The following is a 12,844-nucleotide window of genomic DNA, read 5'->3' on the forward strand; positions in this document are numbered from 1 at the left end:
TCATTACTCATATTCTACTGAAAAGAAATAAAAATTGCCATCTCATTTATATGACAAACGCCCCTATTTATACAACAAACCCTATCCAATGACCTATGAATCTTTTGGCAGGACCGTTGGGGAAACCATGAAAAAAAGGCGATACACCTCCGTATCATCGCCTTTTATGAAGAAATCAGCTGCGTAAAGACAACCAATCTTTTTTCATGAGTCCCTGCTGCATGATCAAATGTCCCTGTACACGTGATTAAATTGAGATTCCGTGTAAAAGCATACCCGAAAAACGCATTTGGTTTTTCTTCACGCGGATAGCTTTGCACTTTGACGACTTCAAAGGTTCGCTTTTTACCTGATATGGATGTCACGATTACCTTGTTTCCCTTTTTCAGCTCCTTCAATCGATAAAAAACAGAAGGTCCCCACTTATTATCAACATGACCATTCATAACGGCATTTCCTTTATCTCCTGGCTTCGGACCATCCTTAAACCAAGCTGTGTTGTCCGTATTTTTTGGAACGCCCATACTGCCATCCTTTGATAAAGTGGTTTTCTCTACTTTTGCTTTGACATCAATCGCCGGAATCGCAATTTCAGCCGGGACAATACCGGACGGTTCGTCTTTTAACATGGCTTTTGAATGAGACTGTTTTGTGGCTTGGTTTGTTGTCATTTTTTCAGGAGATGAGGTTGTTTTAGCGGATGACGAATCATCCATCGATTTTGATGCACAGCCCGTGATGACAAGAAGCATCAGAAGACCAAACAGCCACCTTTTCAAGTCAGTCTGCCTCCTTTGAAAGAAAGGAACGGCACGATTGTGCACGTTCCCCCCCTTTTGTTTTGATATAAGCTTAATTTGATGTCTTACGACGAATTAGGAAGAACGCACCCATTGCACCGCCTGCTAGGATCAAGCTTGCGATTAATCCCGCAAATGCTTCATATGACATACCTAAAGGACCGGCTGTGCCTCCCATACCTGTTTTCGGCATTTCGTTAGGCATGTTAGATTTGAACAGTTCAGGATGCTGATCAACAATCGCTGCTGCGACATCTTGACCGACCATGAACATATGACCGTATGCTTCTCTCACTGTTGGATAAAGCTGATCATATTCGCCATTATGGTAAGACGTATATGTTTTGATCAGCTCATCAATATGCATTTTTAAGCCAGCTTCTAAATCCGCCGCCTTTAAACGGCCATCTGTCGCTTGATCTAGAAATTTCGCTTGCTTCATCCGATATGCATCCAAGTTTTTCACAGCTTTTTCTTTCGCTTCTTTGTCTCCTGATGCATCCGCTTTGACATAATCAACTAAGTAACCAATATGGCTTGACCAAATGGATTTGAATTGTTTTCCTGCACCCTTACCATAAACAGATGCAATCGCATTAGATAAATCATTTGTATTCTCGTTCAAAGCTGCTGCTGCTTGATCAAAGTCCTTGCTACCATCATTTCCTTTTTGCATGGCAACGACCGCAAGTGCCAAATGCTCTGAGAACAAGTAGTTTAAATCTTCACGAAGATCTGCGGCTGGTGTATCGACAGATTTATGATCAAATTTCCCAGGAAATTGATCTGTGATCGCCCACGATACGCCTTTGCCTACTTCAAACATATGATGAATGGATTTTCTAACAGTCTCATAGGTCGTATCAAAATCCTTTTCTGTGTAGCTGTCAAACGCTTTTAATAATTCGTTCACATGCATCTTCAAGCCTTCTTCAAGCTCACTTGCTTTCAATCTCCCGCCTGTTGCTTGATCGAGCATGTCGGCTTGTTTGACTCGATATTGATCAAGCTGCTTGACAGCTTTCTTTTTACCTGCCTCATCTTTCTTTGCGGTTGCTTGTACATAATCCACAAAGTAGCCGATATGGCTTGACCAAATGTCTTTGAATTGTTTCCCTGCTTTTTTTCCGTACACAGAAGCGATGGCTTCCGATAAGTCATTTGTGTTGTCATTTAGCGCTGCCGCTGCTTGTTTAAAATCTTTGCTGCCGTCAATTCCCTTTTGCATTGTGATGACTGCTAAGTAGGCATGCTCCGAAAATAACTGGTCTAGTGCTGCTCGAAGATCGGTTGCTTTGTTTGACACCTCTTGTGACGAAGATGTCTTCTTTGCCTCTCCATGCATATGTCCTTCGTGTGCACTTGCGCTATGGGCTGCCGGAAATAGTAATGCTGCGCTAAGCGGAATGGTTAAAATCGCTTTTTTCATGTTCATCTGTTTTTCCTCCTCTTTCCGTTTGTTATGTACTTAACGGAAAGAAGCATGAAATGGATCATTCAAATCTATCATCTTTTTTGTTTAGCGCACAATTCGGTCATGCTTGCATAAAAAAAAGCCGGATTATCCGGCTGATACGTTACGACGTTTAGATGCTTTCCGCTCTTTATATATTTTTCTCACCACTGGATAAATCACAGGTGCCCATTTAAAAATTTGTTTCAGCCATTTTTTCATTTCTCCCGCGCCTCCTTATTGTCATTCTTACAAGGAAGATTCCCCATCTTGTCATGAAATAAACAGGTGCGGGAGAGCAGGAGTTAAATCACGCCTTGTGCGATCATCGCATCTGCCACTTTGCGAAATCCTGCAATATTTGCTCCTACTATTAAGTTTCCAGAGTGTCCATATTCGTCTGCTGTCTCTGTACACTGACGATAAATCGTCTGCATCATTTGTTTCAGCTGATCATCTACTTCCTCAAATGTCCAAGACATTCTTGCACTATTTTGCGCCATTTCCAGCGCTGAGACACCTACCCCGCCTGCATTCGCCGCTTTTGCCGGCGCGAATAGAATATCATTCTGTTCAAAAACTTTGACTGCCTTTAGAGTAGAAGGCATATTCGCTCCTTCTCCTACCGCAATGACACCATTTTCCACGAGTTGCTGTGCCTGCATCTCAGATATTTCATTTTGCGTTGCACATGGAAGCGCAATGTCACAAGGAACAGACCAAATTTGTTCGCAATCTTCAATCAATTCAGCATGCGGGTGAATGTCTATGTATGCCCCAATCCGTTGATTGCTTACTTCCTTCAGCTGCTTCACTGTTTCAAGTGAAATGCCTTGTGGATCATAAATCGCTCCGCTTGAATCACTGCACGCAACGACCTTACCACCTAGCTCTATGACCTTCTCCATCGCATAAATAGACACATTCCCTGAGCCGGACACGACAACTGAACGTCCTTCAAATTGAAGTCCATGCGCTTTTAACATTTCTTCCATAAAGTACACCAATCCATAGCCTGTCGCTTCTTTTCTCGCTAAGCTGCCTCCAAATCCAGGGCTTTTCCCTGTGAGCACACCTGCTTCATAAGCACCACGCATTTTCTTGTACTGCCCAAACATATAGCCAATTTCGCGTGCCCCTACGCCAATATCACCTGCTGGCACATCTTGATCAGGTCCAATATATCGGCTGAGCTCACTCATAAAGCTTTGAACGAAACGCATGATTTCTCCATCCGATTTCCCTTTAGGATCAAAATCTGATCCACCTTTTCCTCCACCGATCGGCATACCAGTCAGTGCGTTTTTAAAGATTTGTTCAAATCCTAAAAACTTAATAATGCTTGCATTGACAGATGGGTGGAAACGAATGCCTCCTTTATAAGGACCGATGGCACTGTTGAATTGAACCCTAAATCCCCGATTAACTTGTACTTTCCCCTCATCATCTACCCATGGTACGCGAAATACCACAAGCCGCTCAGGCTCGATGAGTCGTTCTAAAATGCCTTGTTTTTCATACTCTGGATGCTTTGCAAAAACGGGAACGAGTGATTCGAGAATTTCTCTTACGGCTTGCTGAAATTCCTCCTCACCAGGATTTCGTTTTTCCACCTCTTCTAACACACGGTCGATGTAGCTTTGTGCTGTTTGTGCTGCTCGATCTAAGGTCAACATGTCTCATCTGCCTCCTTTGTATATCTTCACACATTTATCCTGTTAGATTTTCTAACGCATATTGAGATTAATTTAACACCATTTGTAAAAACGGATCAATACTGATAACAGATGAAAATGATGCCGATTTGAGATGGATCAAGCAGCCGCCGCAATCGTTTTTAGAAAGTATCTCTTACAGAATGACTATTGAGCTAGAAATCATGATTTAGACGTTATATATCCCGCACTCTTTGACAATTAGATGAACCATGAATGATTTCTAGTTGATCTTCAACAAGAAAAAAGGCCTAAAGTTTTATAGGCCTCTGCTCAATCTTTTCGGATCTCCTTCTCTTTTTTTCGATCAGGGTACACGACACAAAGCCAATATAAAATAGAAGACGATGGGAAGTTAATTAAACCGACAATGCCCCAAAACCACTTATAACGTCCTCTTTTTTTGGCATCCATAAATAAAAGAAGGCCCTGCGCAAATAGTAACGGCAATGCGCACAATAAGATGATCATCTCCGACTGACTCATAAGGAAGACCCTCCTTTACTATGTTGATATTCCTTGATGCCGACAATGACGCAGAGCGGCACACTCACTACTTGAAGAAGAATGAAGATGATAGGCAAATGGGTGATGGCAGCGACAAATAGTGTGAGAATGGTCAGACTGATGAGAACGTACGCCAGTACTTCTTGTTTAAAACGCCTTTTCTCTTGTTCCTTCGCCTGCTTCAGCATCATCATGACAGCCTGTTCACTTGGCTCTTTCACTTCGATTTGATCATCTAGCTGCTGTAACTCTTCCTTTAAAAGTTCGGTGAACTGATCTTCCTTCATTGAGACCACTCCTTTCGAATTTTCTTTAATCCATGATGAACCCTCGACTTCACAGTACCTTCTCTCATCCCGAGCATTGAAGCAATCTCTGGATAAGTAAAGCCATAATAATAGTGCAAAATAATCGGCGCTCTCTCCTGAGCCTTCAATTCGTTAAGAGCATCCCACATCTCATGCCATGTATGTCCCTTTTGCTGAATCTCCCATTTAAAACGGCGTATCGTCTCTTGATTCGCCTTTCCTTCCCTCAATTGTTCACGTTTTCTTTTCTTCTGGTGATCCAAAAATTGTCTAGATGCAATGGATATGAGCCATGTTGAAAATAAGGAATCTCCTCTAAAAGAAGAGAGTTTCATGTACGCTTTCAGCATCGTTTCTTGCATGATTTCTTCTGCAAGCTCTTGTTGAAGGGTGAGCTTCATTATATAACGGTAAAGAAAGGAATAATGATGGCGATAAAGAGCTGTAAATGCAGCATCATCCCCCTGTTTTGCCCGCTGAATCAATAATGTCTCTTCTGTCTGCTCCAAACACACCCCTCCTTCCTTTTTCTTCTCTTATTCATGAGACGACACGTATGACGATATCGTTCAAAATAGATTTTATTTTTTTAGCTTGTCTGCTTTTCTCCCTGTTGATCCAGCAATTGAAGAGTTAAATATCCAGTTTTTTCTTATGTAATGATTATGACATTCTTTCGGCTCTAACAAAATGATGCGTTCTGATTTTCTGTCAAGCGGAGATGCTCTCCCCCATAATCACTAGGTCATCCCAATACCTATCGTCAATGATCCTTGTCTCATTTAGACGAAAATAAAATAATCATGGCCTTAGTTTTCTAGAAAATCATGGAATACACAGCGCCAATTCTTAGCCGATGATACCTTTTTGCATGCTATGCTCTTCCTACATTCCGAAAAAGGCGATACTGGCGAAGAAAGGAGGAGCAGTTGAATTGCAGCTTATTTTTGGAAACGTTTACATTAAAACAAAAATGAATGGAGATGTTGACTTTGAAGAAAAAAGTTCCAATGTTAGCTGGTGTGTTAGCGGTTGGTCTCGTGACTTCATTATTTGCACCTAATGGGGAGGCAAAGGCGGCAGCAAAGTATCCCGAAAGCCCTTCTATTATGGCCAATTTTAATCAACAAGGATTCTCCACATTAAATGGCGGTACAACAGGCGGTGAAGGCGGTAAAACCGTCACAGTCAAAACTGGAAATGAACTATTGGCTGCCCTCAAAAGTAAAGGAACAAACGAAAAATTAAAAATTGTTGTCGACGGGACGATTACCCCTTCTAATACATCTGCCAATAAAATCGATGTGAAAGATACAAACAATGTCTCAATCGTCGGCAAAGGCACAAAAGGTGAATTTAATGGAATTGGCATTAAAGTATGGCGTGCCAATAACATCATCATCCGCAACCTGAAAATCCATCACAGCAAAATCGGTGATAAGGATGCCATCGGAATCGAAGGCGCTTCTAAAAACGTATGGGTCGATCATAATGAACTGTACAATACATTAAACTCTGGTAAAGATGATTATGATGGGTTATTTGATGTGAAAAATGACTCCGACTATATTACCTTCTCTTGGAACTATGTTCATGATAGCTGGAAAACGATGCTCATGGGCAGCTCTGATAACGACAACTACAACCGAAAAATCACATTCCACAACAACCGTTTCGAAAACCTGAATTCTCGTGTACCATCTATGCGCTTTGGGGAAGGACATGTCTATAACAACTATTACAAAGGCATCCTGACAACTGCAATTAACTCTCGTATGGGCGCAAAAATGAGAATTGAGCACAACGTATTTGAAAATACAAAAAATGCGATCGGCAGCTGGGACAGCCGTCAAGTCGGTACATGGCATGTCATCAACAACTCATTTATTAACAGCACAGGCAGTCTGCCAACGTCTTCTACAGGTACGTACAACCCTCCTTATAACTACTCCTTGCTTAACGTGAACAATGTCAAATCAGAAGTTGTATCAAATGCTGGTGTTGGAAAGGTAAATCCTTAAAACCACAAAACGTTCGGGCAGAAATCTCTGTCCGAACGTTCTTGTCATTTCATCTATTTATATTGTAGAAAACGGACGATCCATCTCATACAATTTTTGATAGCGCGGGTTTTCTTTCAGTAAATCCTGATGCTCCCCCTGCATCTCAATTTGTCCATCTTCAATAAACATAATGCGGTCACATGCCTCACAGCCAGTGAGATGATGGGTAATCCAAATGACCGTTTTCCCTTTTAACACATGGAAAATGGTTTCAAGCAGCTCACGCTCTGTGCGTGGGTCAAGTCCGACGGTGGGCTCATCTAATACAACAATCGGGGTGTTTTGCAGCAAAATCCGGGCTAACGCCATCCGTTGTCTTTCTCCACCTGAGAAACGAATTCCTGTCTCCTGCACACCGGTGTGATAGCCCTCTGGCAAAGATTCGATGGTATCGTGCAGCTGCACTTGTCTCGCTGCTTCTTTTACTTGCTCCTCTGTCGCATTAGGAGAGCCTAAGCGAATATTGTTTAAAACAGAGGTATCGAATAAATACGGCTGTTGATTGAGTACTGACACATAGGTGGACACGTTCTCTCGAATGCTTTCGACCGGTTTCCCTTGGATACTGACAGCTCCTTGGTTTGGCACGACAGCTCCTTCTAACAACTTCAAAATAGTCGATTTTCCTGCACCGCTTTTTCCTAAGAGAGCAAGTGATTCTCCTTGCTTCAATGAAAATGACAGGTGCTTTAGCACGTGTTGGTGCAAATCATACCCAAAGGACACTTGATCAAAAGAAACAGCTTCATCTTGAGAAACAGCTGACTGATCCACTATCTTGCGATCAGATTCTCCTTCATACGAAAGCTTTTCATAATGATGTAATCTGCTGACAGCATGCTGATAGACTGGAATATCACCAGCTGCATCTGAGAGTGGAAGAAAGGCTTCTGTTAACGGAAAGAGCACAAGCACGAAGGCTGCAATCAGGGTGTGTGACATCGAGCCTGACTGCACAACTGAACCGCTCCAATACACGACAAGCACGACAGCTCCTCCAATGATAAGCTGTGCAAAAAACTGGCGCAGACGGATAAATCGGTGCTTAGCTGCTTCAAGCGCTAACAGCTGCGCTTCTTTCTGTTCATATTCATCAACAAAATCTTTCTGCCTACCGCTAAACAACCAGTCACTCACGCCCATGACGGCATCTGTTAAATGGCTGTACAGTTCATTTCTGCCTTTTTTCATTTGAATTTGTCTCGCCCGGTTCACTAGCACTGTGACGTATGGGAAAACAAATACGAGAAGTGCCATATAAAGCAGCATCAAGCCAGCAAAAGGCCATGAGAATAGGCCAAGTGCCCCAATCGATGCGGCATATAAAAGCAGCGCACCGATAGATGGAAAGATGGTTTTTAAATAGGCATCTTGCAGTCTCTCAACATCATCTGACAAGAGCCCCAGCATTTCACCTGTACCCAGCTTTGTCTGTTTCGCACTTCGTTCAGCCATGTCATATAGGCGGACACGCATTTTTTCAATCATGGTCAAAATGAGCTGGTGGCTCGCCAATCTTTCTGCATAGCGGGCAGCTGAGCGTGATATACCAAAGGTACGGACAGCTACAATTGGGACGTAGACCATAAGTATATTCTCAGGTCTTGTGGCAGCTTTTGAAATGAGAAATCCTGACGTATACATCAGCATAGAAGCAGAGAATACTGCAATTGCCCCAAGAAATAAAACTAGCGCAAACAGCTTTTGATTCTCCTTAATATAAGGTATAAACCAGCCTTTACTTACCATGTGTGACCGCCCCCATTTGCTCCTGTACCAATTGATAATACACGCCTTTTCTTTGCATCAATGATTCATGTGTACCCATTTCCGCAATCGTTCCTTGATCCATGACAATGATCTCATCCATGTCTGGCATCCAATGAAGCCTATGTGTCGCTAAGAACACAAGTTTATCTTCAAACAGCGGAAGCATTGTTTTCTTCAATTCATACTCTGTCTCAATATCGAGATGTGCCGTTGGTTCATCTAACAGCATAATGGACCGCTTGCCCAGCACCGTTCGCGCAAGCGCAATTCTTTGTGCCTGTCCGCCGCTTAGCCCTCTTCCCTGTTCTCCAATGACCTCATCAAGACCATTTGGCAGCTGCGCCACGAGCTGAGATAAGCCAGCTTCACTGGAAGCTCTTTCCACTTCTTCATCTGTTGCATGCGGTTCATAAAAACGAATGTTTTCTCTTAATGTCATGTGAAATAAATAAGGGTGCTGCGGCATATAGACGACTTCCTTTTGCCATTCCTTCATCTGTAAATGAACAAGCGGCTGGCCGTTTAGTGTGATTTGACCTGAGGTCGGTTCAACAAAGCCGCCGAGCACATCGGTTAATGTCGATTTCCCTGAACCACTGGCACCAATGATTCCGATTTTCTTCTTCCCTTTCACAGTGAGATCTACATCCTGAATCGAATAAGGGGCATGTTCGTCATGCTGGACACTCACATCTTGCAAGGTGAGCGCAGACTGTTCATTCCACTCGTTCAACTGCACTGATTGTGTTTCCTGCGCGCGGAAGCCCTTTTCTTCTAAAATGACCTGCATCGCCTCATTCGCTTCTTTTCCATTTAGCGTGGCATGATAATCATTGCCCACTTCACGTACTGGCAGGAAATATTCCGGTGCTAGCATGAGCGCCGTCAAAGCCGGCAATAACAGAAGCTCCCCTTCAATTAATCGCAAGCCAAGAAAGACAGCGACGGTTGCAATCGAAAGCATGGAAAAGAAATCAAGCGCAAATGATGAAAGAAATGCAACCTTCAGCGTGCTCATGGTCGCCTTTCGATATCGCTTTGACACTTCTCCGATATTGCGGGAATGTTTTTTGCTAATGCCTAAGTAACGAAGCGTTTCAAGGCCGCGGAGAGAATCAGTAAAATGATTGGATAATTTCTCATACGATCTCCATTGTTTGGCCGCTTTACGCTGAGCGACAAGACCTAGCAAAATCATAAAGACAATTAAAATCGGCAGCGTCACGATTAAAATGACGGCAGATGTTTCGTCTAATGTCCAAACATAGATGAGGACCATTGCCGGTATCACAGCCATGTTCACCATTTTCGGTAAAAATAGCTGTAAATACTGACGATATTGAGCAATTCCCTCCATCGCTAAAGTGACAAGCTTTCCTGTACCCTTTTTCTTTGTGAAAGCTGGACCTAAATGAAAGAGTTGGTCTAACAGCTGTTTTCTGACGTCTGCTCCAATTCGGGAAGAGTAGGTAAACATAACCTTCTCCCGAATCAAGGTGAGACCGTGCCGCACCAGAAAGGCAGCAAGAAACAGCAGGACATAAGGCGTTGCCTGCGAAAGGCTTTTCCCGTCAAACAGCGTAGTAATGGCATGTGCCAGCCACTGTGCTTGGAAAATAATACTTGCTCCTTGGATGAGTGACACAATACCTAAGAGGGCAAGAAGCCCTCTCATTCCTTTTAATTGAAGCAAACGTTTATCCATTAGTAGGTCATTGGCTCCTTACCGCTTACACGTTTACGGAAGACGTAATAGCTCCAAATTTGATACCCAAGCACAAAGGGCAGCAAAGAAATGGCAACAATCGTCATCACCGTCAGTGAATAAGATCCAGATGCAGCGTTTTGAATGGTCAGATCAAACGTATGGTTGATTGAGCTAATCATGACGCGCGGGAACAATGCAGTGAACAGCATCGTCACTGTCACCATGATGCCCGCACCTGTGAATAGGAATGTCCAGCCATCACGTTCTTTTTTCATAAAGAATAGCGCCGCTACGTAACAAACCACAATGAGGACAGTTAACGGAATGGTGATGATCGGGCGTACCGTATAAATGTCTGTTTCCATGATAGATACACCAACAAATAGGACAAGAACTGGCAGCGCAATAAGCAGGACACGCTTGCCAAGCTTTCTCGCACGATCTCTTAAATCACCCTCTGTACGAAGTGTGACGAAAATCAATCCGTGCAGAAGGCAAAGAACCGTCACAGCTAACCCGCCAATCACTGAATAAAGATTCACAAAATCCGTAAAACCAGCGTACATGTTCATGTCTTGATCAATTGGCATCCCGCGTAAAATACTTGTGAATAGCACACCGAGTAAAAACGGCGGCAACAGACTGCCAAAGAAGATCACCCAGTCCCATGCTTTGATCCAAGAGGCTTTCTCAACCTTCCCTCGGAATTCAAAGGCGACTCCGCGCCCGATGAGTGCTAATAGGAGAACCGCAAACGGTATATAGTATCCACTGAACATCGTGGCATACCAGTTAGGGAAAGCAGCGAAAATAGCGCCCCCAGCTGTAATCAGCCAGACCTCATTCGCATCCCAGAAAGGACCAATCGTGTTAATTAAAATGCGGCGTTCGTGCGCATCCTTTCCAAGCAGCTGCATGGACATCCCAACACCAAAATCAAATCCTTCTAAGAAGAAAAATCCAACAAACAATACTGCGACAAGAATAAACCAAATCTCGTTAAGATATGCCATGATATGCGCCTCCATCAAATGGATCTGTAGACAGGTCCGTTTCATCCTTTTGATCTGTATCCTCTTCCGAATGTGCACCCTTTTTAATTTCTCGAATGAATAGGTAGGCAAGCAAGATGGCAAGAATCAGATACATCGTCGTAAAGCTAATGACTGAGAATAACAGCATGCCATACGATACGTTTGGCGAAATCGATTGAGCCGTCGTCATCATACCAAAGACCGTCCACGGCTGACGCCCAATTTCAGTCATGATCCAGCCAGCTGAGTTCGCAATAAACGGGAATGCAATCATCCCTACCATGAAGCGTAAAAACCATTTGTTCGTTTCGAGTTTCTTTCTAAAGCTCAAGTACAAGCCAATCATACTGGCAAAAATCATCAGCATGCCGGCACCAACCATGATTCTAAAGCTCCAGAAGGTTGTTTTTACTGGCGGAATGTAGTCTCCAGGACCAAACTTTGCTTCATATTCTTTTTGAAGGGTCAGCATGCCTGGCACATCTCCACTAAACTTCGAATAAGCCAAGTAACTTAAAGCAAACGGAATATTGATCTCCGCAGAGTTTTCTTTTTTATCTGTATCAATATTGGCAAATAGTGTCCAAGCCGCTGGATCTCCACTATCCTTCCAAAGGGCTTCACTTGCTGCCATCTTCATTGGCTGTGATTCCATTAAGTGCTTCGCTTGATCATGTCCAGAGAATGCCACACCTAAACCAGAAATTAAAGCGAGAACCATGGCAATCTGGAATGATTTTTTGAAAAAGGCGATTTCTTGTTTTTTGATCATTTTATAGGCACTAACTCCTGCAATAAAGAATGCACCTGTAGCCAGCGCACCAAACAGAACGTGCGGGAATTCAACCCAAAGCTGCGGGTTCGTTACAAGAGCGCCAAAGTCATTCATTTCTGCACGGCCATTTTTAATGACAAATCCAACTGGCTCTTGCATAAATGAGTTGGCGAGTAAAATCCAAAACGCCGAAAAGATCGTACCAAGGGAAACAAGCCAAATACACAATAAATGAATCTTCTTCGGCAGACGATCCCAGCCGAATATCCAAAGTCCAATAAATGTAGATTCAAGGAAAAAGGCGAGCAGTGCTTCAATGGCAAGCGGTGCACCAAATACATCACCGACAAACCTTGAATAATCTGACCAGTTCATCCCAAACTGGAATTCCTGGAGAATCCCTGTCACCACACCTACTGCAAAATTGAGTAAGAATAGATGACCCCAAAACTTCGCCATCTTTTTATAAATCTCTTTTTTCTTGACGACATAAAGGGTCTGCATCAATGCAACGATAAACACCAAACCTATTGACATAGGAACAAAAATAAAATGAAATAATGTCGTTGAAGCAAATTGAAATCTTGCTAAAAACAGCTCACTCACAGCCTTACATCCTCCCTTACTTTCACATGCCGAATGATTCGAAATGTCTATGCTCACCATTTCACAAAATGTTCACTATTTGTTCAATGATTCACAAATAATAGC

General features: G+C 43.0%; 12 protein-coding genes. 1 reads left to right on the plus strand and 11 read right to left on the minus strand.

Going from position 1 to position 12,844, the window contains the following annotated elements; all coding sequences use genetic code 11:
• Positions 1-164: 164 nt before the first annotated feature.
• From NSQ36_RS17990 to sigY, 7 genes are all read right to left on the minus strand, one after another.
• Entirely contained in the window at positions 165-779 is a 615-nt protein-coding gene (locus NSQ36_RS17990) for a sortase (RefSeq protein ID WP_251190636.1), read from the minus strand.
• 73 nt (positions 780-852) lie between these two features.
• Positions 853-2,235, minus strand: coding sequence for a copper amine oxidase (locus NSQ36_RS17995; RefSeq protein WP_251190635.1), 1,383 nt, complete (start codon positions 2,233-2,235; stop codon positions 853-855).
• A gap of 126 nt (positions 2,236-2,361) precedes the next feature.
• Positions 2,362-2,475 (minus strand): hypothetical protein, encoded by a 114-nt coding sequence (locus NSQ36_RS18000; protein WP_003214702.1) that lies wholly within the window; start codon positions 2,473-2,475, stop codon positions 2,362-2,364.
• 83 nt (positions 2,476-2,558) lie between these two features.
• Positions 2,559-3,929, minus strand: coding sequence for an NADP-specific glutamate dehydrogenase (gene gdhA, locus NSQ36_RS18005; RefSeq protein ID WP_003214886.1), 1,371 nt, complete (start codon positions 3,927-3,929; stop codon positions 2,559-2,561).
• A gap of 312 nt (positions 3,930-4,241) precedes the next feature.
• Positions 4,242-4,454, minus strand: coding sequence for a hypothetical protein (locus NSQ36_RS18010; RefSeq protein ID WP_003214995.1), 213 nt, complete (start codon positions 4,452-4,454; stop codon positions 4,242-4,244).
• Positions 4,451-4,762 carry a YxlC family protein gene (locus tag NSQ36_RS18015; protein ID WP_251190634.1) on the minus strand — a complete coding sequence of 104 codons (312 nt, stop codon included), beginning with the start codon at positions 4,760-4,762 and terminating at the stop codon, positions 4,451-4,453. Before NSQ36_RS18015 ends, NSQ36_RS18010 begins: the two co-directional genes overlap by 4 nt.
• Positions 4,759-5,292, minus strand: a complete 534-nt coding sequence (sigY, locus tag NSQ36_RS18020; protein WP_003214662.1) for an RNA polymerase sigma factor SigY — start codon at positions 5,290-5,292, stop codon at positions 4,759-4,761. The genes NSQ36_RS18015 and sigY overlap by 4 nt, the downstream gene beginning before the upstream one ends.
• 474 nt (positions 5,293-5,766) lie before the next feature.
• Between sigY and NSQ36_RS18025 the strand changes: the two genes are divergently transcribed.
• Positions 5,767-6,804 (plus strand): pectate lyase, encoded by a 1,038-nt coding sequence (locus NSQ36_RS18025; protein WP_251190633.1) that lies wholly within the window; start codon positions 5,767-5,769, stop codon positions 6,802-6,804.
• A gap of 57 nt (positions 6,805-6,861) precedes the next feature.
• Here the strand turns inward: NSQ36_RS18025 and cydC are convergent, their stop codons facing one another.
• Genes cydC through NSQ36_RS18045 form a run of 4 tightly spaced genes read right to left on the minus strand, consistent with a single transcriptional unit; the run spans position 6,862 to position 12,739 of the window.
• On the minus strand, positions 6,862-8,595 hold the full coding sequence (cydC, locus tag NSQ36_RS18030) for a thiol reductant ABC exporter subunit CydC (protein WP_310026276.1): 1,734 nt from the start codon (positions 8,593-8,595) through the stop codon (positions 6,862-6,864).
• The gene (cydD, locus tag NSQ36_RS18035; protein WP_251190631.1) at positions 8,585-10,321 is read right to left on the minus strand and encodes a thiol reductant ABC exporter subunit CydD; all 1,737 of its coding nucleotides are present in this window, start codon (positions 10,319-10,321) and stop codon (positions 8,585-8,587) included. Before cydD ends, cydC begins: the two co-directional genes overlap by 11 nt.
• Positions 10,321-11,337 (minus strand): cytochrome d ubiquinol oxidase subunit II, encoded by a 1,017-nt coding sequence (gene cydB / locus NSQ36_RS18040; protein WP_044140290.1) that lies wholly within the window; start codon positions 11,335-11,337, stop codon positions 10,321-10,323. The genes cydD and cydB overlap by 1 nt, the downstream gene beginning before the upstream one ends.
• Complete coding sequence (locus NSQ36_RS18045; RefSeq protein ID WP_003214979.1) at positions 11,324-12,739, minus strand: cytochrome ubiquinol oxidase subunit I; 1,416 nt, start codon at positions 12,737-12,739, stop codon at positions 11,324-11,326. Before NSQ36_RS18045 ends, cydB begins: the two co-directional genes overlap by 14 nt.
• Positions 12,740-12,844 lie beyond the last annotated feature (105 nt).

The organism is Bacillus sp. FSL W8-1143 (assembly GCF_037965155.1).
In the GTDB taxonomy this organism is placed as follows: Bacteria; Bacillota; Bacilli; order Bacillales; family Bacillaceae; genus Bacillus; species Bacillus pumilus.

What these genes read in the sequence shown, in the direction of transcription:
- NSQ36_RS17995 (WP_251190635.1), bottom strand. Translation starts at nt 2,235, where the DNA reads ATGAACATGAAAAAAGCGATTTTAACCATTCCGCTTAGCGCAGCATTA.
- NSQ36_RS18000 (WP_003214702.1), bottom strand. Translation starts at nt 2,475, where the DNA reads ATGAAAAAATGGCTGAAACAAATTTTTAAATGGGCACCTGTGATTTAT.
- gdhA (WP_003214886.1), bottom strand. Translation starts at nt 3,929, where the DNA reads ATGTTGACCTTAGATCGAGCAGCACAAACAGCACAAAGCTACATCGAC.
- NSQ36_RS18010 (WP_003214995.1), bottom strand. Translation starts at nt 4,454, where the DNA reads ATGAGTCAGTCGGAGATGATCATCTTATTGTGCGCATTGCCGTTACTA.
- NSQ36_RS18015 (WP_251190634.1), bottom strand. Translation starts at nt 4,762, where the DNA reads ATGAAGGAAGATCAGTTCACCGAACTTTTAAAGGAAGAGTTACAGCAG.
- NSQ36_RS18025 (WP_251190633.1), top strand. Translation starts at nt 5,767, where the DNA reads ATGTTGACTTTGAAGAAAAAAGTTCCAATGTTAGCTGGTGTGTTAGCG.
- cydC (WP_310026276.1), bottom strand. Translation starts at nt 8,595, where the DNA reads ATGGTAAGTAAAGGCTGGTTTATACCTTATATTAAGGAGAATCAAAAG.
- cydD (WP_251190631.1), bottom strand. Translation starts at nt 10,321, where the DNA reads ATGGATAAACGTTTGCTTCAATTAAAAGGAATGAGAGGGCTTCTTGCC.
- cydB (WP_044140290.1), bottom strand. Translation starts at nt 11,337, where the DNA reads ATGGCATATCTTAACGAGATTTGGTTTATTCTTGTCGCAGTATTGTTT.